This is a genomic window from Stenotrophomonas sp. JAG2 (assembly GCF_041080745.1).
Taxonomy (GTDB): Bacteria; Pseudomonadota; Gammaproteobacteria; order Xanthomonadales; family Xanthomonadaceae; genus Stenotrophomonas; species Stenotrophomonas maltophilia_AA.
Genome location: NZ_JBEUMH010000006.1, coordinates 134153 through 157475, shown reverse-complemented (window position 1 = coordinate 157475; position 23323 = coordinate 134153). Strand labels below are relative to the sequence as shown.

Here is a 23323-nt window from a genome sequence, read left to right as displayed (position 1 = left end):
GGATGCGCCTTCCTGCTATCCCACGCCGGCGATCATTCCGGCGGCTGGCGCAGGCAACTCCCGGCCAAGGACGTGCAGCGATCCTCGACGGGACGGATGGCCGCTTGGCTCATGCGGTACAACGGCGTGGTGGACGGCTCCGCCAACGGGATCCTCGCGGGCGTCGGCAGATTGGCCGCGACCTCGCGTGCCACCTGCCGTGCCTGCGCCGGCCACACCCCGACGATGTCCAGCGTGCCGGGGCGGTAGCGGATCTCGTAGTTGCCCAAGCGGCCGCCCTGCGCATCGCTGGCGAGGATCGCATAGCGGCCGGGGCGGGCACCGGTATCACGTCCCTCGCTGCTGAGAGCAACGCTGTCGATGGTGTCGCCGTTGACCAGGCCTTCGGCGGTATGGCCGTTCAGTGCAGCGATCTGGCCGATGTTACTGCGGGCATCGTTGGCCGTGATGGTCAACCCGGCCTTGCCGATGCTCAGGACGCCGTCGACGTAGGTGATGTCGTAGTTGGACAAGCCGTTGCCATCGGCGTTGCTGGCGGTGATGGTGTAGTCGCCGACGTTGGCAGTGGCGTTGGCTCCGATGCTCGCCAGATCCACCTTGTCCACCGTATCGCCATTGAGCAGGCCATCGACGTTGTAGCCGGCCAGGCCGCCGGTTTGCCCATACGTCCTGCTGCCATCATTGGCGGTGATGGTCAATCCGGCCTTGCCGATGCTCAGGACGCCGTCGACATAGGTGATGTCGTAGTTCGACAGCCCCATGCCATCCGCGTTGCTGGCGGTGATCACGTAGTCGCCGACGTTGGCCATCGCTGCCGTGCCATTGCTGCCCAGCGCGACCGAGGACACTGTGTCGCTGTTGAGCAGGCCACCGACGCTGTATCCACCGAGACCGCCACTCTGGCCATAGGTTTTGTTGCCCTTGCCAGCCGTGATGCTCAGCCCGGCCTTGCCGATGCTCAGGACGCCGTCGACGTAGGTGATGTCGTAGTTCGACAGCCCCGTGCCATCCGCGCTGCTGGCGGTGATCACGTAGTCGCCGACGTTGGCAGCTGCGTTGGCTCCGATGCTCGCCAGCTCCACCTTGCCCACCGTATCGCCATTGAGCAGGCCACCGACGCTGTAACCACCGAGACCGCCACTCTGGCCGTAGGTTTTGTTGCCGTTGCCAGCGGTGATGCTCAGCCCGGCGTTGCCGATGCTCAGGACGCCGTCGACATAGGTGATGTCGTAGTTCGACAGCCCCGTGCCATCCGCATTGCTGGCGGTGATGGTGTAGTTGCCGACATTGGCCGTCGCTGCAGCACCATTGCTGCCCAGATCGACCGAAGACACCGTGTCGCTGTTGAGCAGGCCACCAACACTGTATCCACCGAGGCCGCCACTCTGGCCATAGGTTTTGTTGCCGTTGCCAGCGGTGATGGTCAGGCCGGCCTTGCTGATGTCCGCTGTCAATCCGGCGGGCGCCGTGACGCTGTAGTTGCTGGCGAGGCCGCCATGGCTGCCATCGTCCAGGGCGGCACTGACCGTGATGGTCTTGTCGGTGCCGGTATTGGCGCTGTCGAAGGTGCCGGCCAGGCTGCTCAGGCCAATGGTTTCGCTCCCTACCAAGCCGTTGAGGCTGCCACCAGAGAGGGTTGCCGCCGTGGTCCCGTCATAGACTTTGTTGGACGCGCTCAGGCCGGTGATGGTCAAGACCTTCGGCGTAATGTCGCCCGTCACACCGGTCGGGTTGCTGACTGTGTAGTTGCTGGCCAGGCCGGTGCCGTCGGCAACGCCCACACCGGTGACCGTCACCGCCTTTCCGGTGCCGGCGTTCTTGTCGGCGAAGGTGCCGGTGCCGCCTGACACCACCAGCGTCTCACCGCTGACCAGGCCGCTCAAGCTGCCACCCGACAGCGTGGCTGCCAGGGTGCCGTCGTAAGCGCGCGTGGTGGCAGTCACGCCCGTCACCGTCAAGGTTCTGGGGAGGATGCTGGCAATCAGGCCGTTCGGGTTGCTGATGGTGTAGTTGGCCGCCAGGCCGCCATTGCCGCCGTTGACCAGGGTTGAGCCGGTCGCCGTCACCGCCTTGCCGGTGCCGGCGTCCTTGGTATCGAAGGTGGCCGCCAGGCCCGTCACGCCCAGCGTTTCCAAACCGACCAGGCCGCTGATCGAGCCGCCCGACAAGGTCGCCCTGTTGGTGCCGTCATAGATTTTGTTGACGGCGGACATGCCGGTAATCGTCAGCGCTTTCGGCGTGATGGTGCCGGTACTGGTCGCCGTGCTGTCTGCCAGTAGATAGTTGCCCGCATCGGCACCGCCCAGTGTCAGCAAGGAAACGTTCACCGCCTTGCCGGTGCCGGCGTTCTTGTCCCTGAAGGTGGCTGTGGCGCCTCCGATCGCGAGGTTGTCGCCGCTGACCATGCCGTTGAAGGTGGCCGTGTCTGAGTTGAAGGTGGCGCTCAGGCCGCCATCGTAGACCTTGCTGTCGGCCACCAGGCTGGTGACGGAGCTGATGGTGGCCCGGGTGATGTTGGCTGCTGCGCTGGTCGGGGTGTTGCTGAGTGTGTAGTTGCTGGCCAGGCCGGTACCATCAGTCAACGTTCCGCCGCTGATGGTGACCACCTTGTTGGTGCCGGCGTTCTTGTCGGCAAACGTACCCCTCAGCCCGGACAGGCTCAGGGTTTCCCCGGCAACGAGACCGTTCAATAGACCGCCCATGACGTTGGCGTTGGTGGTGCCGTCATACACCTTGTTGAAAGCCGTCACGCCGGTAATCATCAGCGCTTTCGGCGTGATGTTGGCCGTGGCTGTTGCGGAGTCATTGACCAACGCATAGTTGCCCAGGTCACTGCCGCCCAGCGTAATCTTCGAGATAGTGACGGTCTTGTTGGTGCCCACGTTTTTATCCGTGAAGGCGCCGCTGGCACTGGATAGATGCACATCATCGCCAGCAATCCTGCCGTTGATCACGGCATTGATGGGACTGAGGCTGACGTTGAGACTGCCGTCATATATCTTGTCGAAGGCGCTCAAGCCGGTGATGCCGCTGATCGTGGCCTTGGTGATGTCCGCCGTCAGCCCGGTTGGGTCGCTGACTGTGTAGTTGCTCGCCAGACCGGTGTCATCGGATAGGGTGGTGCCGCTGACCGTCACGGTCTTGCCTTGACCCGCATTCTTGTCGGCAACCGCACCGCGTATACCGGACAGGCCCAGGGTTTCGTCGCCGACAAGGCCGTTCAAGGTGCCACCCGTTACGTTGATGTTGGTGGTTCCGTCATAGACCCTGTTGCGGGTCGTCATGCCGGTAATCGTCAAGGTCTTGCGCGTGATGTTGCCCGTCACGTTGGTCGGGTTGCTGACCGTGTAATTGCTGGCCAGGCCAGTGCCGTCGGTCAACGTTGCACCGCTGACCGTCACTGCCTTGCCGGTCCCGGCATTCTTGTTGTCAAACGCACCCCTCATGCCGGACAGGCTCAGGGTTTCCCCGATGACCAGGCCGTTCAAGGTGCCGCCCGTCACGGTGGCGTTGGTGATGCCGTCATACGTCTTGTCCGCGACCGTCACGCCGGTGACCATCAAGGCCTTGGGGATGATCGTCAACGAACCCGAGCCATAGCTGATGTCGTAGCCCTGTTGGCCGGAGTACAACCCGCTGAGCGTGAGCGTGCCATCGGCGGCTAGGTAAGTGCCCGCATTCTTGCTGCTGGTGGCGTAGCTCAGGATGCCGTTCAAGACGACAGCCATGTCGGTGGTGTAGCTGCCGGGGTTGCCAAGGGCAAGGCTGCCGTCATAGATCTTGCCGTTGATGGCACCGGCATCTACGGTCACGCCCCTGAGGAAGCTGCGCAGCAAGGGCGTTGTCGAGCCTTCATAGATTCGCCATATGGAGCCGGTGCCGCCCTTGTCGTCAATACCCCAGCCGGCAAACGTCGACTGCTGTTTGAGCTCCGTCAGCGTTTTGCCTTGACCCAAGGGAGTGTAGATACCGCCGCTGTTGATGGCGTTACCGTCGGTATCGGTGGTCGCGTAAAAGCTGTTCGTGACGCTGCTGGCCAAACTCCCACCAACCAGGCCGCCGGCGGAGCCGGAGCCGGAGACAGTCCCGGTGGCATAGGCATTGGTGATGCTGGCCGTGCCGTTGCTTGCATAGGTGTAGCCGACCAGCCCGCCGACGTACCCGTTGCCTCCCACCGGTCCGGTGGCGTAGGCATGGGTGATGCTGGCCGTGCCGCTGCTTGCATGGTTGTAGCCGACCAGCCCGCCGACGTAGTCCCAACCTCGTACCTGTCCGGCGGCATAGGCATGGGTGATGCTGGCCGTGCCGCTGCTCGCATGGTTGTAGCCGACCAGTCCGCCGACGTAGTTGCTGCCTCGCACCTGTCCGGTGGCATAGGCATTGGCGATGCTGGCCGTACCGTTGTTGGCGATGTTATGACCGACGAGTCCGCCGACCCCATCTGCGCCGGTAATACTGCCGTCCAACACGCCTATATTGCGCAGTGTGGCGTTCTCGGCATAACCAAAAAGGCCTATGGAGCTTTGGCTGGGGCGGTTGATGGTCAGGTTGCTGATGGTATGGCCCAGGCCGTCAAAGCTCCCGGTGAAGGCATTGGCGATATTGCCCAGCGGATTGAAGCCCTCGCCGCCGTTCCAACCGGCGGTGGCGCTGGCGTCGATATTGGCGCCCAAGGCATACCGCCCCGCAAGCTTGTCAGGTGTGCCGATGTCCTGCAGCGCGGCCAGGCTGTTGATGACGGTATAGCCATGGCCGTTGACTGCCAGCAGCCCGGCCCCCGTCTGCGCGAAATTCACCTGCCCGCCGACATTCAACGTGCTGCCGGCCACTGGTATGGCGGCGCTGTTGCCAACGGTGCCACCGTAGTTCAGGTCCAGCGTACCGCTGCCGTTGACCGAGACGGTTGCATTGATGTTGATGTTGCCATGTGCATTGAGTGTCAGCTTGTTCTGGCCGTAGCTGACATCGGCGTTGACGTGGATATCGCCATTTTCAGCGCCTGCTGCAACCGTTTGCAGGGTGACGCTGGTATTGGCCAGATTGTTGGTCAGGGTATCTGCGCCGATCCCGCTGTCGGTTCTGGCGGCGCTGCCGGCGCGGATGGTGAAGTCGGTGGGGTCGATCAACCATGTGCCGGTTTTGCCGTTCTGTGCGGCAGTGGTGACCTTGGCGGTGTCGGCCACCTGCACGTGGGCACCGCTGGTGTCGATGAAGCCGCCATCGCCGCCATGCGGCGCGCTGGCATCCAGGGTGCCGTCCACCTGCACGGTGCCGCCGTCGAAACTACCCAGCAGGACGATCTTGCCGTCCTTCTCACCCAGCGTGCGGGCCTGGATGACCCCGGTGTTGTTGATCACCGTCCTGAGCAGGGCATCGCCGGCATGGGCGGTGAGCAGCACCTGACCGCCGTCGGCCTTGATCAGCTGGTGGTTTTCCACCAAGGCATCGACCATGGCCTCATCGACCTGGACGTTGAGCAGGCCGTTCCCGGCAAAGTCCAAGGTCATGGCATTGCCGGCGGCCAGCGTCACGCTGCCTTGGTTGGCGACGATCACGCCCTGGTTGCTGACACTGCCGCCGAGCAGCGCGATCGCGCCGCCGGCGGTTGCGGTGAGCGCGCCGTGGTTGATCACCGCAGCGTTGTTGCCATTGCCCTTGAAACGGTAGTTGCCGGCGGCGAAGTCGGCGTCGCTGATACCCAGGGAGGAAGCGACCAGGCCGCCGACGTTCACCTGGGCGCTGGCACCGAACAGCACGCCGTTGGGGTTGACCAGGAAGACCCGGCCATTGGCGTCCAATTGGCCCATGATGTTGGAGCCGTCGACGCCGAGGACGCGGTTAAGTGCAATCGAGTTCGCGCCGGGCTGGTTGAAGGTGACGTTCTGGCCGGCGCCGATCGTGAAGCGCTGCCAGTTGATCGCCAGCGTATCGCTGGCCTGGTTGATGATCAGCTGGTTGCCGCTGGGCGCGCCGATCTGGCCGCTGCCGGACACGATGTTGCCGCCGGTGGGCAGGGATTGGGCCATCACGCCGAGGCTGCTGACGGACAGCAGCAGGCCCAGCGCCAGCGGGGTCAGGCGCACACCTGCCGACAGGCGGCGCGTGGCACCGGTCGTCGTGTCAGGAGAGGCGCCGAGTTCGGAAACCACCTGGACCTGGCCCAGGGCGTGGTTGAACACGAGACGGTAGATACGATTCATGGCAGGTGGCCTCAGAAAGTGGTGCTGATCCGCGCCCAGTACTGGGTGCTGCGGCTGTCGGCGGTGCGATAGCTGCCGGTCGGTTTGGCGCCACTCACGTCCAGCCGCAGTTCCGGCTTCCATGGCAGGCGCAGGCCGATGGCCAGACCGGCGCCTTCCACCGTGGTGGGCTGGAAGCCAATGCGGCGGTTGTCCGGCGCGGGCGAGGTGCGGCCCCAGTCGTAGAACAGGTTCACCTCGAGCAGATCACCCCAGCGGCGGCCATTGAACGGGGAAGGTCTGTCGGCAAAACCCGGTGCGCTGAGCTGGTACTCGAACGTGGCCTGCACGCCCCGATCCCCCAGCGCGGTGGACAGCGGGTAAGCGCGCACGCTGGTTGGCCCACCCACGCTGAACTGCTCCAGCGGGGTAAGCGCGTCATCGGTGAACTGGGCACTGCCGCGCAGCAGCAGACGCTGGTTTCCCGGTAGCGCCTGCAAGCGAGCCAGCGACACCCGGCTTACCCAGAAATACGAATCGTGCGCGGCGTAGAGCCAGTTGAAGGGCGAGGATTCATCGTTGATGGATTTGCGCACCGACAGCTGCGCCAGGTTCATGCCACGCCAGCGACGGTCGGTGTGGCGCAGGGTGACCCCGGCATCGATCACGTCGAAGGTATGGCGCGAGAGTTCGATGCCCAGTCCTTCAAGCCTGGATTCCTCATGGATCCAGCGCGCCGAGGCCTGGATCTGCAGGTCCAGGCGTTGGATGAACGTCCAGTCGCTACCGGCATAGAACAGCGTGGTCGGGCCCTTGATGCCGATGGCGGCGAACGGCCCGGAGTTCAGCTCCATCTCGCTGCGGCTGACGCCGGCAATGGCGCTCAGCCCATCGACCTGTGCCGAAGGCACGCTCAATGACAATGCTGCCTGCCAGCTGTCGGCCGGGTCCAGCCCGTAGCCGACCGTTGCGGCGAGCACGTCGCCGGCGCCCAGTGCATTGAAGGCACTCACGCCCAGCTCGGCGCGGTATTTGCCGGTACTGTCGGTGCCGTGGTTGCTCAGGCCGGCGGTGATTTCGTAGGGACGATCACTGTCCCGGGCGACCAGGATGATGTCGGTCTCGCCTTCGTTCTGGCCCGATTGCAGCACCGAGGTAACCGACACCCCGGGCAGGTCACGCGCATACAGCAGGGCGCGGTCCAGTTCGGCGCGGCGCAGGGGACGGCCGATCAGGCCCAGGCTGCTGGCGGTGAGCTGGTCGTCGCGGTAGCGCTGGCTGCCCTGCACCAGCACCCGGCCCACCCGGCCTTCCAGGACACTCAGGGTGAGCGTCTGGCGCGCGCCGATCTGCTGCGGTGGTACGTACGCCACCGACACCAGAAAGCCCGCTTCGCGGTAGGTCTGCGTGATACGCGCGCTGATCTGCTGGATCTGCTCGAAATCCAGCGCGGCGGGCAGCGTTGGGCTGATCTCACGCAGCGCCTGGTTGGCGACGGCCTCCACGGCGGCGCGGCTGATGCCGCTGGCGGGGTGATCACCCACGCCCTCCACGGTGACCTGCGCGATCAGGACGGTCGCGCGCGCGGCAGTCGTCGATGGAGAGGTGTCGGCGGCCCAGGCGACCTGGCCGAGGGCCGCAGCCAGTGCCAGGACGAGCAGGCCTGCCCGCCCAGGCAGGCAGCACGGACGGAGGGCGGGGGGCGAGAAGCCGGAGCATCGCATTGGAGCGTTTCCTTACGGTGATAGGCCCCAGGACGGGAAAAAACCAGGGCTGATCCTGTTAACCGTCAAAAGTGGGTGACCGCCATCACCGAATTCAGCGTGTGCCTCAAAAAAATGGGGGCAGGACGCCGTTGACCGGGCCGGCCGCGCGTAGCCGGGGCGCCGAAGCAGGGCAGCCCCGGCCCGGGAACGGGCTACAATCGACGCCTTTCCTCCCTGTCCTGGAGTACCACCCGATGTTCCCGCGCGACGTCCGCATCGAAAGCTACGATCCCGAACTGGCCAAGGCCATTGCCGCCGAAACCCAGCGCCAGGAAGACCATGTCGAGCTGATTGCCAGCGAGAACTACACCAGCCCCGCGGTGATGGAAGCCCAGGGCAGCCAGCTGACCAACAAGTACGCCGAGGGCTACCCGGGCAAGCGCTACTACGGTGGCTGCGAATACGTGGACATCGCCGAGCAGCTGGCCATCGACCGCCTCAAGCAGCTGTTCGATGCCGACTACGCCAACGTGCAGCCGCACAGCGGTTCGCAGGCCAACCAGGCCGTGTACTTCGCGCTGCTGCAGCCGGGCGACACCATCCTGGGCATGAGCCTGGCGCATGGCGGCCACCTGACCCACGGTGCCAAGGTCAATGCCTCGGGCAAGCTGTTCAACGCCATCCAGTACGGCGTCGACGAAGCCGGCCTGATCGACTATGACGAGGTCGAGCGCCTGGCCCTGGAGCACAAGCCGAAGATGGTCGTCGCCGGCTTCTCGGCTTACTCGCAGGTGGTGGACTGGGCGCGCTTCCGCGCCATCGCCGACAAGGTCGGTGCCTACCTGTTCGTGGACATGGCGCACGTGGCCGGTCTGGTCGCCGCCGGCGTCTACCCGAGTCCGCTGCCGCACGCCCACGTGGTCACCTCGACCACCCACAAGACCCTGCGCGGCCCGCGCGGCGGCATCATCATCGCCAAGGGGGCCAGCGAAGAACTGCAGAAGAAGCTGCAGTCCATCGTGTTCCCGGGCATCCAGGGCGGTCCGCTGATGCACGTCATCGCCGGCAAGGCCGTGGCCTTCAAGGAAGCGCTGGAGCCGGGCTTCAAGGCCTACCAGCAGCAGGTGGTCAAGAATGCCCAGGCGATGGCGAATACCCTGATCGCACGCGGCTACAAGATCGTTTCCGGCGGTACCCAGAACCACCTGATGCTGGTCGACATGATCGGCAAGGATGTCTCGGGCAAGGATGCGGAAGCCGCGCTCGGCCGGGCCCACATCACTGTCAACAAGAACTCGGTGCCCAACGACCCGCGTTCGCCGTTCGTGACCTCGGGCCTGCGCCTGGGTACGCCGGCGGTCACCACGCGCGGTTACGTGGAACAGGACTGCGTGGAGCTGGCCAACTGGATCGCCGACGTGCTCGACGCCCCGGCCGACGAGGCCGTGATCGCCCGCGTCCGCGATGCGGTCAGCGCGCAGTGCCGCAAGTACCCGGTCTACGGCTGATATGGACGAGGGCCGGCAACGGCGTACCTACGCCGTGCTGGCCCTGGTCTGCGGCATCGTGGGGATGGCCGGCGGCGGCACCTTCGCCGCCATCGGGGTCTGGGTCGCGTTCGTCGAACCGGCTTATCTGGACCGGGCCTCGCGCCTGTTGATCGGCGGCTGGGGCGCGGCGGGGCTGATCGGGGTAGGCGGCTGGCTGTGGTTGAGCAGCCGCTATCTCCGGCACGGCCGTGCAGGCCTGCAGGACAGCGGGCGCTGGGCGTGGGGTGCGCTGGCGATCGGCGCGCTTGCCGCCGTGGCGGTCGTGGGAATGGCGTTCTGGCAGGCCACCGAAAGTCCGATGGCACTGGTCCTGCTGCTGGCGGGGCCGCCATTGATGCTGCCCGGGGCCATGCTGGTGCGGCTGCGGCGCAGCCGGGGCAACTGACCGGATGGACATCCATCGCAGGCGGCAGCGCGCCCTGCTGCTGCACGTCGGTGTGGTTGGACTCCCCCATGCCGTGGCGGCGTTCGTGCTGGTGGGTCTTTGCCTGCGCGACGTGCTCCACCAGTACGGTGGGGCGGGCGACGCGCCGGGCTGGGCAGCGGCGTGGTTCGGGACGGCAAGTCTCATCGTCATGACCTGGCTCGCCCTTGCCCGGCGGTGGTGGCAGGGCGGCCCCGGCACGGTTCCGGCAGCGTCGACGGTCTGGTGGGCAGGCCTGCTGCTCGCCCTGGTGGCAACGGGCATTGCCTGGACCGGCCTGGTGCGGTCGATTTTCCACCTTCATCTGTCCGATGCGGCCGTGCCGGCCGCTGCCCTGGTCCTGTTGGCGGGGCTCCCGCTGCTCTCCTGCGCGGCGCACCTGCTGTGGTTATGTCGGCAGGCCCGCTAGACAGGGCTGGACTCTGCCCCCGCCCATTTGCTGTAGCCGGTCCCTCTCAGGTACCGTTGCGACGCTGCCGTGACCACGGCATGACGTTTTCCTGATGCAAGGCGTTCCATGTATTGTCCGTTCTGCCAGCATGCCGACACCCGTGTGATTGATTCGCGCGTCTCCGAAGACGGCGCGACGATCCGGCGTCGCCGCGAGTGCGAGGCCTGCAACGAGCGCTTCAGCACCCTGGAAACCATCGAGTTGAAACTGCCGGCCATCGTGAAAAGCGACGGCAGCCGCGAGGCCTTCGACGCCCGCAAGGTCCGCAGTGGTTTCGACCGCGCGCTGCAGAAGCGGCCGGTCCCCGAAGACAAGATCGAACTGGCGGTGCGCGCGGTGATGCAGCAGGCGCGTATCTGCGGCGAACGTGAAATCCCCTCGATCAAGGTCGGCGAGTTCGTGATGAACGAACTGCGCAAGCTCGATCACGTGGGCTACGTGCGTTTCGCCTCGGTGTACCGCAGCTTCGAGGACGTGGCCGATTTCCGCGAGGAGATCGAGAAGCTCGAGCGCGAACTGCCCTCCAGCACCGAACAGCTGCAGCTGCTCGGCGACGTGATCGCGCTGACCAAGAAAAAGAAAGGCTGAGCCGCGCCGCATCACGGCCACCACGGCTGGGCTACCATCGCGGCTGCCTGCCGCCGGACGCCCACCGCCATGACTGATTTCACCGCCCTCGACCACCAGCACATGGCGCATGCGCTGCGCCTGGCCGAGCGCGCCGCGTATACCGCGCGGCCCAATCCGATGGTCGGCTGCGTGATCGCACGCGATGAGGTCGTGGTGGGTGAGGGCTGGCACCAGCGCACCGGCGGCCCGCACGCGGAAGTGTTCGCGCTGCGCCAGGCCGGCGAACAGGCGCGCGGCGCCACCGCCTACGTCACCCTGGAGCCGTGCGCACACCATGGCCGTACCCCGCCATGCGCGCGGGCCTTGATCGAGGCGGGCGTGAGCCGGGTGGTCGCGGCGATGCGCGATCCGTTCCCGAAGGTCGACGGCGGCGGTTTCGTGCTGCTGCGCGAGGCCGGCATCGCGGTGGCCGAAGGGCTGATGGCCGCGCAGGCGCGCGAACTCAACCAGGGCTTCCTCTCCCGCATCGAACGCGGCCGTCCCTGGGTGCGGGTGAAGCTCGCCGCCAGCCTGGATGGGCGCACGGCGATGGCCGATGGCCGCTCCAAATGGATCACCGGTGCGGCCGCCCGCGAGGATGTCCAGCACTGGCGCGCGCGTGCCGGCGCGATCCTGACCGGCGCCGCCACGGTGCTGGCCGACGACCCGATGTTGACTGTCAGGCTGACCGATACCGAGGTGCTGCCGCCGCTGCGCGTCGTGCTCGATGCGCGGCTGCGCTCGCTGGACTGCGCACGCGTGCGCGAGGGCGGGGCGCCGACCTTGTATCTGCATGACGCCGCGGTCCGTGCGCCGGAGGCTGCCGACGCCGAATTCGCCAGCGTGCCCAGCCATGACGGGCGACTGGATCTGGGCGCGGTGCTGGCCCTGCTCGCCGAACGCGGCATCAATGAGGTGCATACCGAAGGCGGCGCGACGCTCGCGGGCGCGTTGCTGGCCGGCGGCTGGGTCGACGAACTGCTGCTCTACCAGGCCCCGACGCTGCTCGGCGAGCATGGCCGGCCGCTGCTGTCGGGCCTGGGCATCCACGCGATGGACGATCAGCGCCGGATGCGCGTGGTGGATCAGCGCCAGGTGGGCGGCGACCTGCGGTTGCTGCTGCGCCCATAAAAAACGGGTCCCTTGCGGGACCCGTTCGATCATGGCGCGGCGCGGACGCCGCGGCCCGATCAGTAACCGACGCAGGCACCCCTCTCTCCAAGGGTGCAGCGCGCAGTCGGTGAGCTTAACACTTATTTAACTTAAAGCCCCCAGTCAGGGTGCCCTGTTACACTAGCCGGGCCGGTTCGCCGGTACACAAACGTCTTCAGGGCGGGGTGCGATTCCCCACCGGCGGTAGGTGCGCAAGCACGAGCCCGCGAGCGCTTCCCGTTCCCCGGGAAGGTCAGCAGATCCGGTCCGATGCCGGAGCCGACGGTATAGTCCGGATGAAAGAAGACGGTGCGGCCGGGCCTTGCGCTCGGCGTGCACCTATATGCCTTGCGGCGTTTTTCGCTCACTTTCCGCGGAGAACGTTACTTGTTTACTGGAATCATCGAAGGCGTCGGCCGTCTGGCCGCACGCGACACCCTTGGCGGCGATGTCCGCTTCACTTTTGACGTAGGCACCCTGCCGTTCGATAACGTGCAGATGGGCGAGAGCATCGCCATCAACGGGGTCTGCCTCACCGTCATCGCGCACGACGCGACCCGCTTCCAGGCCGACGCCTCGACCGAGACGCTGGGCCTGACCACGCTGGGCCAGCTGACCGTCGGCGCCGTCATCAATCTCGAACGCGCGATGCGCCCGACCGATCGCCTCGGCGGTCATCTGGTCAGCGGCCATGTCGATGGCCTCGGCCAGGTACTGTCGGTGCATGACGATGCGCGTGCCCAGCGCTGGCGCTTCGCTGCGCCGGCCGCGCTGCTGCGCTACATCGCCAAGAAGGGCTCGATCTGCGTGGACGGGGTCAGCCTGACCGTCAACGAGGTGGACGAGCAGGGCTTCGAGGTCGCGCTGATCCCGCACACCGTGGCCAACACCGCCTTCGCCGCGACGGCCGTCGGCAGTGCGGTCAATCTCGAGATCGATCTGGTCGCCCGTTACGTCGAACGTTTGTTGGGTGCAGGAGCACGCGCATGAATTTCGCCCCCATCCCCGAGATCCTCGAGGACATCCGCCTCGGCCGCATGGTCGTCATCGTCGATGACGAAGACCGCGAGAACGAAGGCGACCTGATCATGGCCGCCGAGTTGGTCAAGCCCTCGGACATCAACTTCATGGTCACCCATGGCCGGGGCCTGGTGTGCCTGCCGCTGACCCGCGAGCGCGCCGCCGACCTGGGCCTGGCCCCGATGGTCCAGGCCAATACCGCGCAGTTCCAGACCAACTTCACGGTCAGCATCGAGGCCGCCGAAGGGGTCACCACCGGCATCTCGGCCTACGACCGTGCGCACACCATCCGCACCGCGGTAAAACCGGACGCCAAGCCGGCAGACCTGCACCAGCCGGGCCACATCTTCCCGCTGATCGCCCAGCCGGGCGGCGTGCTGACCCGCGCCGGGCATACCGAGGCCGGCGTCGATCTGGCCCTGCTGGCAGGCCTGGAGCCGGCTGGCGTGCTGGTGGAGATCCTCAACCCCGACGGCAGCATGGCGCGCCGCCCGGAGCTGGAGGTGTTCGCCCGCGAGCACGGCCTGAAGATGGGCTCGATCGCCGACCTGATCGCCTACCGCCTGGCCACCGAGAAGACCGTCGAGCGCGTCGACGAGCGCGAGATCGAGACCGAGTTCGGGCCGTTCACGCTGGTCACCTACCGCGACCGGATCGCCCACGACCTGCACTTCGCCCTGGTCCGCGGCACGCCGGACAGCGAGCCGACCCTGGTCCGCGTGCAGGTTGAAAACCCGCTGGCCGACCTGCTGCACTGGCGCCGTGACGATTTCGGCGTGGCGTCCACCGACGCCCTGCGCGCCATTGCCGCCGCCGAGCGCGGCGTGATGGTGGTGCTGTCCGCGCCGCGTGATACCAACAGCCTGCTGGCCCGCCTGCGCCAGCAGCCGGCGCCGGTCACCCCCGGCAAGGACAAGGACGTGAGCCAGTGGCGCCGCAACGGCGCGGGGGCGCAGATCCTGTCCGACCTGGGCCTGGGCAAGCTGCGGGTGCTGGGCACGCCGCGCCGCCAGATCGGCCTGGCCGGCTATGGCCTGGAAGTGGTCGAGACGGTGGGGAACACGTCATCGCATGCGCGCTGACGCCCCACGATTTGCTTTGCAAACCGCGGGCCCCTCTTACCATCACCCAGACCCCCGCCGCTTCGCGGCAGCCCCCTGACTCAGGGGGCTTTCCCACCCGACCCGTCCCATAACGCTCGGCAACCCGGCTGCACGCGGCCATGCGCTAGAATATTCATCTATTAAATGGACCCCACGCCGAACATGAGCCATTACGAAGGCGACCTCCGTACACCGGAAAAGGCCCGTTTCGCCATCCTCGCCAGCCGCTGGAACGCCCGCATCACCGACGTGCTGGTGGCCGGCGCGCGGCAGAGCCTGGCCGGCAACGGGATCGACGAGTCCGCCATCGACGTGATCCGCGTGCCCGGCGCATGGGAACTGCCGCTGGTCGCCGCGCGTCTGGCGGCGGCCCATCAGCATGCCGCGATCATCACCCTGGGCTGCGTGATCCGGGGCGATACGCGCCATTACGAACACGTGGCCGACCGCTGCGCCGAGGGCCTGATGCGCGTGCAGCTGGACTTCGGCGTGCCGGTGCTCAATGGCGTGCTGGCGGTGGAGCGGGTCGAGGATGCCGAAGCCCGCGCCGGCGGCAGCCACGGCAACAAGGGTGAGGAAGCCGCACTGACGGCGTTGGAAATGGTCAATCTTCTGGAGCAGCTGCCATGAACAAGTCAAACCAGGGCAAGCCTGCTGGAAAGCCCGTCCGCCGCGATGGCGTCGACCCCGTGCTGCGTTCGCGCGCCCGTCGTCGTGCGCTGCAGGCGATCTATGCGTGGCAGATCTCGGGCGGCAACGCGCAGAGCGTGATCGCCCAGTTCGCCCACGAGCAGGCCCGCGAAGTTGCCGATCTGGCCTACTTCGAAGCGCTGGTCCACGGGGTGCTCGACAACCGCAAGGATCTCGACGCGGCGCTGGATCCCTATCTGGACCGCGGCATCGAAGAAGTGGATGCGATCGAGCGCGCCGCGCTGCGCGTGGCCGCCTATGAAATGCGCTTCCGCCTGGACGTGCCGTACCGCGTCGTGATCAATGAAGCGATCGAATCGGCCAAGCGTTTTGGTTCCGAGCATGGCCACACCTACGTCAATGGTGTGCTGGACCGCGCCTCCGTCGAGTGGCGCAAGGTCGAATCGGGTCACTGATCCGCCGCATGTCGCTTGCCGAATTTGCTCTGATCGACCGCATCCGTGCGCGCACCACCGCGCGAGCCGATGTCGTGCTCGGCATCGGCGATGACGCGGCGCTGCTGCAGCAGCCGCGTGCGGGTGAACAGCTGGTGGTCACCGTCGATACGCTCAACAGCGGCGTGCATTTCCCGGCGGAAACCCCGGCCTACGACGTCGGCTGGAAAACCCTGGCGGTGAACCTGTCCGATCTGGCCGCGATGGGCGCCCGCCCGGCGTGGTGCACGTTGGCGCTGTCCCTGCCGGACGCCGACGCGGACTGGATCGAGGCGTTCGCCGATGGCTTCTTCGCCCTCGCCGACGAACACGACATCGTGCTGATCGGGGGCGACACCACGCGGGGGCCGTTGTCGCTGTCGGTCACCGCGATGGGCCAGGTTGCGCCCGGCCAGGCCCTGCGCCGCGATCGCGCGCAGGTGGGGGACGACATCTGGGTCAGCGGCAGCCTGGGCGATGCGGCCGGCGCTCTGCGCCTGTGGCAGCAGAACCGGCTGAAAGTGGCGGTCGCCACGCTGCTCGGCGATGACGAAACCTTGCGCCAGCGCCTGCTGCGTCCGACCCCGCGGGTGACGCTCGGCCTGCGCCTGCGTGCGTACGCGCATGCGGCCGTGGATATCTCCGATGGCCTGCTCGCCGATCTGGGCCACATCGCCGCACACAGCGAGGTGCGCGCCGAGGTCGATGCCGATGCATTGCCGATCTCACCGGCGCTGCGCGCGCTGCTGGGGCGCGATGGCGCCCGCGACTGTGCGCTGCGCGGTGGCGATGATTACGAACTGTGCTTCACCGTCGCGCCGTCGCAGCGCGAGGGAATCGAGGCCTTGTCGGCGTCGTTGGGCCTGCCGCTGACCCGCATCGGGCGCATCGTGGAAGGGCGGGGCGTGCACTGCGCCGATGCGGAAGCCACCGATGGTGGCTACGAGCATTTCGCCGCACGCCGTTAGAACGGCTCACACCGGCGGCAGCACTTTCCCGGGGTTGAGAATCCCCTCCGGATCCAGCGCGGCCTTGATCGCGCGCATCGCCGCCAGCGTGGCCGGGGTGAACGCCTGCGCCATGAAATCGCGTTTGGCCAGGCCGATGCCGTGTTCGCCGGAGAGCGTGCCGCCCAGCGCAAGGGTCAACGCGAACACGCGCGGCAGCGCCGCATGTGCGCGTGCGTTTTCACCGGCATCGTCCGGGTGGTAGAGGATGTTGACGTGCAGGTTGCCGTTGCCGGCATGGCCGAAGGTGACGATCGTCAGATCGAACTCCGCCGACAGCGCCTGCACCCCGGCGACCAGCGCGGGAATGCGCGAGACCGGCACCACCACGTCTTCGTTGATCTTGCCCGGGGCGATGCTGCGCAGCGCCGGTGACAGGGCCTTGCGCGCGGCCCACAGGGTTTCGCGCGCGCTGCCTTCCATCGCCACGTCCAGCGCGATCAGACCGTCGCCTTCGGCGGCCGCGGCCAGCGCCTGCAGCAGGTAGGGCAGGGTGTCGTGGTCGCCGTCGGCCTCCACCAGCAGCATCGCGCCGGCCTCGGGCACCTCGGCCCCATTGCGTCGCAGCAGCTCAAGGCTGCGCGCATCCATGAATTCCAGGCGGGTGGGCACCACCGGCTGCGCCATCAGGCGAGACACCGCCTGCGCGGCGGCATCCGCATCGCGGTAGAGCACGCGCAGACCGGCCTGCGTCACCGGCAGCGGGGTCAGCTTCAAGGTGGCTTCCACGATCAACGCCAGCGTGCCTTCGCTGCCGACCAGCAGGTGGGTCAGGTCGTAACCGGTGGCGTCCTTCGTGTACGGGCCGCCGCAGGTGATCAGTTCGCCGGCGCCGGTGACGGCGACCAGGCCGAGCACGTTGTCGCGGCTGGTGCCGTACTTCACCGCGCGCGGTCCCCCTGCATTGCAGGCGAGGTTGCCACCGATGCTGCAGATCTCCGCACTCGAGGGATCCGGTGGCCAGAACAGGCCGTGCGGCATCAGCGCCTGCTGCAGGTCGCCGTTGAGCACGCCGGGTTCGACGATCGCGCAGCGGTCGCCGGGCTGGATGGCGAGGATGCGGTTCATGCGCGCGAACGAGAGCACGATGCTGCCTTCGATCGGCACCGCGGCGCCGGTGGTGCCGGTGCCCGCGCCACGCGCGACCAGCGCGATGCGGTGCTCGCGGCAGGCGCGGACCAGGGCGACTACCTGCTCGCGATCGCGCGGGAACGCCACGCCGGCAGGACGCGTATGCCGCCAGGAGTTGTCCTGCGCATGTGCCTCGAGGGCGCGGTCATCGGTGCGCCAGCCGTCCTCGCCCAGCAGGGCGTGCAGGGTGGCAGCGAACGCGGCGGGCAGGGCAGGGGTCATCATCAGGTCCGGGAATCCAGGGGCGCGCGTTGGATCGCCCGCCAGCCGATCACGGCCAGCGTCAGGGGCAGCCAGACCCAACGCAGTTCGGAAAGGACGGTCGCCATGCCGCGCGCGCTGAAGAACTGCGGCGCGAAGGGCGAGACGCGGATCGGTCGCCACGGGGCGAAGAAACGTTCGCCACTCCACGGCCACCACAGCGCGACGCCGAGACCGCCGGAGGTCAGCGCATCCAGCAACGGGTGCGACAGCGCGCAGATGCCGACGAACGCGGCTGCCTGCACCGCCGTGGCACGCAGGCGCCGGTGCAGCAGCGCGGCGAGCACCGCCATCAGCGCGGCGAACAGCATCGAATGACTGGCGCCCCGATGGCCGAAGCCGTCGGCATAGGGAATGTGCAGCGCGAAGGCGAGTACGTCCGCATCCGGCAGCATGGCCGCGACGACGCCGGCGGCCAGCAATGGCGTGGCGATGCGGCCGCGATCGGCGGCGCACCACAGCGCCAGCGGAATGGCGGCGTGGGTGAAGATGGAGGGCATCAGCAGTCTTCCAGCCGGAACGCGTCGCGCAGCCAGTTCAGCTGCGGCGGATCGCCACTGCCTTCGACCACGTCGAAACGGCAGGGCTGCTCGGCGAGCCAGGGATGCGACTGCAGGAACAGCTGCGCGGCCAGCACCAGCTTGCGTCGCTTGCGCCGATCCACCGAGGCCGCGCCGCCACCGAAGCGGTCGTTGGCGCGGTAGCGCACTTCGACGAACACGACGACGTCGCCGTCGCGCATGATCAGGTCGATCTCACCGCCGCGGTAGCGCGCGTTGGTGGTGACCGGGCGCAGCCCGGCATCGCGGAGATGGGCCTGGGCGGCGGCTTCCACCGCCGCACCACGCACCGCGCGCCCGATCGGCACGTGCTTCAGTTGCTGGTGGCGATCGGCATCGGCCGGCCGCCGCTGAAGGTCGACCACGCCGGCACCCGCAGCACGTTGCCGTTGCTGTCCAGGAACAGGGTGCCGGTGGCGCCGGCCAGGCCGCCTTCGGTCGCGACCTTGTCCAGGTAGGCGCTGATTTTCCAGGCATCGAAGCCGAACGCGAACAGGCGGCCGGACGCGCCGCGCGCCGAGGGCAGGATCTGGCCGGCGGTGGAGGCGGCCGGCAGGCCGGGCACGCCGCGCACGTTCCAGGCTTCGTTCGGATAGACGATGCCGTCCAGCGCCATGTCTTCCTCGGGCTTGCCGGTACCGACGGTCAGCTGCGAGGTACCCACGCGGGTCGCACCACCGGCGCCGGCCAGCGCCAGCTGCGGGGTCAGCGCACGCGCCTGCGGGGCCTTGACCGCCAGCAGCACGCCATCGATGGCGCCGGCGCCACGCACCTGCGCACCGATGTCGCCGACCGTGTCGCTCACGCCGATCGTGGCCACCACCTGGCCACCGCGCTGCGCAAAGCGCTCGCGGAAGGCGGCGGCGGCACGGCGGCCGTTGTCATCGTTGCTGTGGATCACCAGCACCTTGCTGCGCTCGCGGCCGCGCAGGTACTCGGCGGCGATGATGCCGTCGTCTTCCGGGGCCAGCGAGAAACCGGCGCTGCCAGCCGGCGGGGTGTCCTTGCCGCGGTTCAGGGCGAGCACCGGCACCGGCAGCTCGCGGCGGCCGAACACGGCATCCACTTCGTCGCGGCCGAGCGGGCCGACGATGAAATCGGCACCGGCGGTCACCGCCTTGTCGTAGGCGGCCACGGCACCGGCGGCGGTGCCGGCGGTATCGATGAACTGGATGTCCGGGCGGCGGCGGGTCTCACCGTAGTAACCGCTGAGCAGGCCATCCCGGACCGGCTGCGCGGCAGTGGCCAGGCGGCCGCTGAGCGGCAGCAGCACGGCCATCTTCACCGGCGGCCGGTAGCCATCGCTCATCGCCGGCGGGCGCTTGCTGGTATCGAACTGCGAGGCACCTTCGCGATCGAACGGCCGCGGCAGCGGCAGGCCGCGGGCGATCAGCGCACGGCCGGCGAAGTTGTACAGGGGCTCGTTGGCCGGCAAGGCCGCGGTGCGGGCGCGCAGGGTGGCATCGTCCAGCGTGCCGAGCAGGCCGGCGATGGCCTGCTGGTTGTCAGCGCGCGCCTTGCCGGTCAGCGCGGCGTGGGCACGGGCGCGCTCGAGCGCGGCACCGAGGTTGTCGCCGGTGGCCTGCAATGCGTTGGCGCGGGCCAGCTGCCAGCGCGTACGCAGCGCGGGCGTCACTGCTTCGGACGGTTCTTTCAGCGCGGCCAGCGCTTGTGCCGGCTGCTTGTCGGCCAGGGCCAGTTCGGCGGTGGTCAGCTGGTAACGCTGCAGGCTGGCGCCGCTGAGCTGGCGCGCGGTGACCTGGGCCAGCAGGGTGCGGGCGCGGGCGGCATCGCCGGCTTCGTGCCAGGCGAACGCGGCATCGGCCAGGGCGGCGCTGCGGGCACTGCCGCGCAGGGTATTGGCCAGCGCTTCCAGCTGGACCGCCGCATCGCGCGGCTTGCCCTGCTCGATCAGCGCCAGGGCCTGGCTCTGGGCCGGCGATTCCGGCGCACTGGTGAAGCTGGTCGTGGCGCAGCCGGCAAGCAGCATCAGCGACAACGAAAGGGCGGAGATCCGTACGACGGGCTTGTTCATGATCAGGTCCATTCGATGGGGGCAGCGGCCGTGGCCGGGGAACGGTACGATTCTACCCTTGACCACGGAAGAGCCGCTGATGAGTGCTGTCCCCACGCTGTATGTCGTTGCCACCCCGATCGGCAACCTCGCCGATCTGACCCCGCGGGCACAGGACGTGCTGCGTTCGGTGGCCGCGATCTGCGCCGAGGACACCCGCCGCTCCGGCCAGCTGCTGGCCCACTTCGGCATCCAGCAGCCGCTGGTGGCGCTGCATGACCACAATGAAGAAGCGTTGTCGCAGCGGATCGTGGCGCGCCTGCTGGCCGGCGAATCGTTGGCGCTGGTCAGTGATGCCGGCACGCCGCTGGTCAGCGATCCGGGCTATCGCCTGGTCCGCGCCGCGCGCGAAGCCGGGATCAAGGTCAGCCCGATTCCCGGCGCCTGCGCGGCGATCGCCGCGCTCAGCGTGGCCGGCCTGCCCAGCGACCGCTTCACCTTCGAAGGCTTCCTGCCGGCCAAGGCCTCTGGCCGCCGCGAGCGCCTCCATGCGCTGGCCGGTGAAACCCGCACCCTGGTGTTCTACGAATCCTCGCACCGGATCACCGAATCGCTGGCGGACATGGTCGCCGCGTTCGGGCCCGAGCGCCCGGCGGTGCTGGCGCGCGAGCTGACCAAGCTGTTCGAGACGGTGCTGGACGGTGACCTGGCCTCGCTGCTGCAGCAGGTCGAGGCGGACGACAACCAGCGCAAGGGCGAGTTCGTGGTGATGGTGCAGGGCGCGGCCGACGATGAGGAGGCCCAGCTGGCCGCCGGCCGCCGCATGTACGCCAAGCTCAGCGAACACCTCCCGCCCTCGACCGCAGCCAAGCTGGCGGCCGAACTCACCGGCGCCCCCAGAAAAGCCCTGTACGGCGGTTGATCGCCCCACGTGGGCGGGTAGATTGAATGCCGCCCTACGCCAACCGTCTGGAGGCACAGCCCCCTCTAGTAAAGGGGGCGCGGCGACAGCCGCGGGGAATTGGACGCTGGTGGCGCCCGGGGCCCACGGTTTGCATCGCAAACCGTGGGGATTCTTCGCGGCATCGCGAAGAAAGCGGCGGAGCCGGCCGATAAGCCGGGTTTTGTCGTGGACAGTCATTCTTCTAGGCGCTGCGTCACCGCAGCGCTCAAGCAACCTACCCGGACCCGACGCGGGCCACGCCATTAGGTCCCTATTTGGTCTTGCTCCAGGTGGGGTTTGCCGTGCCGGTCTGTTACCAGACTCGCGGTGCGCTCTTACCGCACCATTTCACCCTTACCGGCTTCCCGAAGGAAACGTAGGCGGTATCTTTCTGTTGCACTTTCCGTCGGCTCGCGCCGCCCAGGCGTTACCTGGCACCTTGCCCTGTGGAGCCCGGACTTTCCTCGGCATCCGCAAGGGATGACGCGACTGTCTGGCCGACTCCGCCGCGCGCATTGTCCCACATTCACGTCACCTCGGCGCAGACAGCCGTGCGGTCGTCAGCCGGGTCTCGCCGATGCAGTCACCCTCCGCATCGAACCGCCGCTCGGCGATGAAGCCTTGGCCGTCGGCGTCCAGGGCGATGATCGTGCTGGCGCGGGTGCCGTACTCGGGGCTGCGGATGAAGGCGGACGACAGCCAGCGCTCGCGCTCCAGGCCGATCCCCGTATCCGGCAGCGTGCGGTCGTCGGCGCGGGTCTCATCGCGCAGGGCCTCCCACAGCGGGGCCATATCGTCATTGCCGTGGTCCACCCATGCGCGCAGGGCGGCGTTCAATGTCACGGTTTTCGGCCACGGCGCGTCCAGCGGGCCGTTGGACATGCCGTGGATGCCCGGGGCCAGCGATTGCCGGTGCAGCGGGTGGTTGCCGAGGAACTGGCAGCTGCCGCGGTCGGCCAGCAGGAGGTTGAAGGGAGCGAACTCGACCGCCCGCCGGGCAAGCTGGTCGGCGAACAGGGCGGCGGGCGCGTCGTCGCGCAGGTAATCAGCCACCAGCGCTCCCCGGGACGGGCCGGTCTGCCGGGCGAGCGGGTCACGCACGTTGGTCACCACCGCCATGCGCCCTTCCGCGCCGATCCCGGCCCAGGTGCCGCCCGAGCGCAGGTCGCGTCCGGCGGCGATGCCGTCGTCCGGCGAGGCCCAGTGGTGCAGGGCGGCGGTAGGCCGCACGTGGAATTCATCGCGGTTGCCGGCCATCACCAGCTGCCAGCGGGGGTGCGTTTTCCAGGCAAGGGCGAGCAGACACATGCCTCACATTGTGCCGGTTCTGCGCAGCACCGAGGCGATGACGACCCGGCCAGGACTGAATACGGGCCGATGTTTCACGCGGTCTCCACAGGCCTGAACTTCGGCGAAATCTCAAAAAATGAGACGAAACAGCAACTTGTGGATAAGCCTTGAACAAGTCTCTAAACATTGCTGCAAGCCCTTGATGTTCAAAGTGATTTCCCCTTCGCAAAGTTGTTGACAACCCAATCGGCACTGCTAAGGTGGGCATCAGAGGGGAAACCGGGTTTTTTGTGGTTTTTCGTGGTTCAATGTTTCACCGGGCGAAGGAAAGGTGAAAACGTCGTGTTTCAAGGCGAGACGGCCATCACTGTTGACGACAAAGGGCGCATGGCGGTTCCGACCGCGCATCGCGACCTTGTCGCGCGTGTGAGCAACAACCGTCTGGTCCTGACCTACAACCCGTTCGAGTCCGGCTGTCTGTGGCTGTACGCCGAACAGGAATGGGAACGCGTCCGTGACGACGTCATGTCCAAGCCCAACACACAGCGCGTCGTGCGTCTGCTGCAACAGAAGCTGGTCGGTTCGGCCGCGCATCTGGAGCTGGACGCCAACGGCCGCATCAGTATTCCCGCCAGCCACCGTGGTGCCGTTGGCATTGAAAAGAAGGCGGTGCTGCTCGGTATGGGCGACAAATTCGAATTGTGGAGCGAGCAGGCTCATCGCGCGTTGATCCAGCAGACGTTGTCTGACGAGGATCTCGGCGATGGGTTGCTCGACCTGAAGTTGTGAGCCGGGGTGC

19 protein-coding genes, 1 other RNA gene and 1 riboswitch are annotated in these 23323 nt (G+C 67.4%); of the genes, 12 read left to right on the top strand and 8 right to left on the bottom strand.

What is annotated here, in order from left to right:
- Window positions 1-32: 32 nt before the first annotated feature.
- Together AB9O74_RS09705 and AB9O74_RS09700 are read right to left on the bottom strand one after the other, a co-directional pair.
- The gene (locus AB9O74_RS09705; protein ID WP_369349161.1) at window positions 33-6323 is read right to left on the bottom strand and encodes a YDG domain-containing protein; all 6291 of its coding nucleotides are present in this window, start codon (window positions 6321-6323) and stop codon (window positions 33-35) included.
- Window positions 6212-7903: a ShlB/FhaC/HecB family hemolysin secretion/activation protein gene (locus tag AB9O74_RS09700; RefSeq protein WP_369349160.1), complete on the bottom strand. Its 1692-nt coding sequence runs from the start codon at window positions 7901-7903 to the stop codon at window positions 6212-6214. The genes AB9O74_RS09705 and AB9O74_RS09700 overlap by 112 nt, the downstream gene beginning before the upstream one ends.
- Before the next feature lie 236 nt (window positions 7904-8139).
- On the opposite strand from AB9O74_RS09700, the gene glyA reads away from it, so the two are divergent.
- The 10 genes from glyA (at window position 8140) to thiL (ending at window position 16286) form a co-directional block, all read left to right on the top strand.
- Window positions 8140-9393 carry a serine hydroxymethyltransferase gene (glyA, locus tag AB9O74_RS09695; RefSeq protein WP_369349159.1) on the top strand — a complete coding sequence of 418 codons (1254 nt, stop codon included), beginning with the start codon at window positions 8140-8142 and terminating at the stop codon, window positions 9391-9393.
- A gap of 1 nt (window position 9394) precedes the next feature.
- The gene (locus AB9O74_RS09690; RefSeq protein ID WP_369349158.1) at window positions 9395-9820 is read left to right on the top strand and encodes a hypothetical protein; all 426 of its coding nucleotides are present in this window, start codon (window positions 9395-9397) and stop codon (window positions 9818-9820) included.
- Window positions 9821-9824: 4 nt separating this feature from the next.
- Window positions 9825-10268, top strand: a complete 444-nt coding sequence (locus AB9O74_RS09685; protein ID WP_369349157.1) for a hypothetical protein — start codon at window positions 9825-9827, stop codon at window positions 10266-10268.
- A 108-nt stretch (window positions 10269-10376) separates the two neighbouring features.
- Window positions 10377-10898: a transcriptional regulator NrdR gene (gene nrdR, locus AB9O74_RS09680; protein WP_019182518.1), complete on the top strand. Its 522-nt coding sequence runs from the start codon at window positions 10377-10379 to the stop codon at window positions 10896-10898.
- A gap of 69 nt (window positions 10899-10967) precedes the next feature.
- Entirely contained in the window at window positions 10968-12050 is a 1083-nt protein-coding gene (gene ribD / locus AB9O74_RS09675) for a bifunctional diaminohydroxyphosphoribosylaminopyrimidine deaminase/5-amino-6-(5-phosphoribosylamino)uracil reductase RibD (RefSeq protein WP_369349156.1), read from the top strand.
- 188 nt (window positions 12051-12238) lie between these two features.
- Window positions 12239-12383: riboswitch (FMN riboswitch) on the top strand.
- A gap of 75 nt (window positions 12384-12458) precedes the next feature.
- On the top strand, window positions 12459-13061 hold the full coding sequence (locus tag AB9O74_RS09670; protein WP_346478307.1) for a riboflavin synthase: 603 nt from the start codon (window positions 12459-12461) through the stop codon (window positions 13059-13061).
- Window positions 13058-14173 (top strand): 3,4-dihydroxy-2-butanone-4-phosphate synthase, encoded by a 1116-nt coding sequence (gene ribB, locus AB9O74_RS09665; RefSeq protein WP_369349155.1) that lies wholly within the window; start codon window positions 13058-13060, stop codon window positions 14171-14173. Before AB9O74_RS09670 ends, ribB begins: the two co-directional genes overlap by 4 nt.
- A 183-nt stretch (window positions 14174-14356) precedes the next feature.
- A complete protein-coding gene (gene ribH, locus AB9O74_RS09660; RefSeq protein WP_019182514.1) occupies window positions 14357-14824 on the top strand; it encodes a 6,7-dimethyl-8-ribityllumazine synthase in 468 nt (155 codons plus the stop codon).
- The gene (nusB, locus tag AB9O74_RS09655) at window positions 14821-15300 is read left to right on the top strand and encodes a transcription antitermination factor NusB (protein ID WP_176990411.1); all 480 of its coding nucleotides are present in this window, start codon (window positions 14821-14823) and stop codon (window positions 15298-15300) included. The genes ribH and nusB overlap by 4 nt, the downstream gene beginning before the upstream one ends.
- Before the next feature lie 8 nt (window positions 15301-15308).
- Complete coding sequence (thiL, locus tag AB9O74_RS09650) at window positions 15309-16286, top strand: thiamine-phosphate kinase (RefSeq protein WP_369349154.1); 978 nt, start codon at window positions 15309-15311, stop codon at window positions 16284-16286.
- Window positions 16287-16292: 6 nt separating this feature from the next.
- Here thiL and AB9O74_RS09645 read toward each other — a convergent pair whose 3' ends face one another.
- The 4 genes from AB9O74_RS09645 to AB9O74_RS09630 are packed head-to-tail and all read right to left on the bottom strand — an operon-like array spanning window position 16293 to window position 20312.
- Window positions 16293-17678 carry an FAD-binding oxidoreductase gene (locus tag AB9O74_RS09645; RefSeq protein WP_369349255.1) on the bottom strand — a complete coding sequence of 462 codons (1386 nt, stop codon included), beginning with the start codon at window positions 17676-17678 and terminating at the stop codon, window positions 16293-16295.
- A 2-nt stretch (window positions 17679-17680) separates the two neighbouring features.
- Window positions 17681-18217, bottom strand: coding sequence for a metal-dependent hydrolase (locus AB9O74_RS09640; protein WP_369349153.1), 537 nt, complete (start codon window positions 18215-18217; stop codon window positions 17681-17683).
- Entirely contained in the window at window positions 18217-18585 is a 369-nt protein-coding gene (locus AB9O74_RS09635; protein ID WP_369349254.1) for a YraN family protein, read from the bottom strand. Before AB9O74_RS09635 ends, AB9O74_RS09640 begins: the two co-directional genes overlap by 1 nt.
- Before the next feature lie 5 nt (window positions 18586-18590).
- On the bottom strand, window positions 18591-20312 hold the full coding sequence (locus tag AB9O74_RS09630) for a penicillin-binding protein activator (RefSeq protein ID WP_346491357.1): 1722 nt from the start codon (window positions 20310-20312) through the stop codon (window positions 18591-18593).
- Between the two features lie 79 nt (window positions 20313-20391).
- Between AB9O74_RS09630 and rsmI the strand changes: the two genes are divergently transcribed.
- Window positions 20392-21213, top strand: coding sequence for a 16S rRNA (cytidine(1402)-2'-O)-methyltransferase (gene rsmI, locus AB9O74_RS09625; protein ID WP_313219986.1), 822 nt, complete (start codon window positions 20392-20394; stop codon window positions 21211-21213).
- A gap of 175 nt (window positions 21214-21388) precedes the next feature.
- On the opposite strand, the gene rnpB is transcribed toward rsmI, so the two are convergent.
- Window positions 21389-21739, bottom strand: an RNA gene (rnpB, locus tag AB9O74_RS09620) — RNase P RNA component class A.
- Between the two features lie 26 nt (window positions 21740-21765).
- Entirely contained in the window at window positions 21766-22542 is a 777-nt protein-coding gene (locus tag AB9O74_RS09615) for an NRDE family protein (RefSeq protein WP_369349152.1), read from the bottom strand.
- A gap of 324 nt (window positions 22543-22866) precedes the next feature.
- Between AB9O74_RS09615 and mraZ the strand changes: the two genes are divergently transcribed.
- Window positions 22867-23313, top strand: a complete 447-nt coding sequence (gene mraZ / locus AB9O74_RS09610; RefSeq protein ID WP_176990404.1) for a division/cell wall cluster transcriptional repressor MraZ — start codon at window positions 22867-22869, stop codon at window positions 23311-23313.
- Window positions 23314-23323: the final 10 nt, after the last annotated feature.

Bases quoted from the DNA above. Each gene is read 5' to 3' on its own strand.
- AB9O74_RS09705 (WP_369349161.1), bottom strand. From the start codon at position 6,323: ATGGAAGCCGGAACTGCGGCTGGACGTGAGTGGCGCCAAACCGACCGG.
- AB9O74_RS09700 (WP_369349160.1), bottom strand. From the start codon at position 7,903: ATGCGATGCTCCGGCTTCTCGCCCCCCGCCCTCCGTCCGTGCTGCCTG.
- glyA (WP_369349159.1), top strand. From the start codon at position 8,140: ATGTTCCCGCGCGACGTCCGCATCGAAAGCTACGATCCCGAACTGGCC.
- AB9O74_RS09690 (WP_369349158.1), top strand. From the start codon at position 9,395: ATGGACGAGGGCCGGCAACGGCGTACCTACGCCGTGCTGGCCCTGGTC.
- AB9O74_RS09685 (WP_369349157.1), top strand. From the start codon at position 9,825: ATGGACATCCATCGCAGGCGGCAGCGCGCCCTGCTGCTGCACGTCGGT.
- nrdR (WP_019182518.1), top strand. From the start codon at position 10,377: ATGTATTGTCCGTTCTGCCAGCATGCCGACACCCGTGTGATTGATTCG.
- ribD (WP_369349156.1), top strand. From the start codon at position 10,968: ATGACTGATTTCACCGCCCTCGACCACCAGCACATGGCGCATGCGCTG.
- ribB (WP_369349155.1), top strand. From the start codon at position 13,058: ATGAATTTCGCCCCCATCCCCGAGATCCTCGAGGACATCCGCCTCGGC.
- ribH (WP_019182514.1), top strand. From the start codon at position 14,357: ATGAGCCATTACGAAGGCGACCTCCGTACACCGGAAAAGGCCCGTTTC.
- nusB (WP_176990411.1), top strand. From the start codon at position 14,821: ATGAACAAGTCAAACCAGGGCAAGCCTGCTGGAAAGCCCGTCCGCCGC.
- thiL (WP_369349154.1), top strand. From the start codon at position 15,309: ATGTCGCTTGCCGAATTTGCTCTGATCGACCGCATCCGTGCGCGCACC.
- AB9O74_RS09645 (WP_369349255.1), bottom strand. From the start codon at position 17,678: ATGACCCCTGCCCTGCCCGCCGCGTTCGCTGCCACCCTGCACGCCCTG.
- AB9O74_RS09640 (WP_369349153.1), bottom strand. From the start codon at position 18,217: ATGCCCTCCATCTTCACCCACGCCGCCATTCCGCTGGCGCTGTGGTGC.
- AB9O74_RS09630 (WP_346491357.1), bottom strand. From the start codon at position 20,312: ATGAACAAGCCCGTCGTACGGATCTCCGCCCTTTCGTTGTCGCTGATG.
- rsmI (WP_313219986.1), top strand. From the start codon at position 20,392: ATGAGTGCTGTCCCCACGCTGTATGTCGTTGCCACCCCGATCGGCAAC.
- AB9O74_RS09615 (WP_369349152.1), bottom strand. From the start codon at position 22,542: ATGTGTCTGCTCGCCCTTGCCTGGAAAACGCACCCCCGCTGGCAGCTG.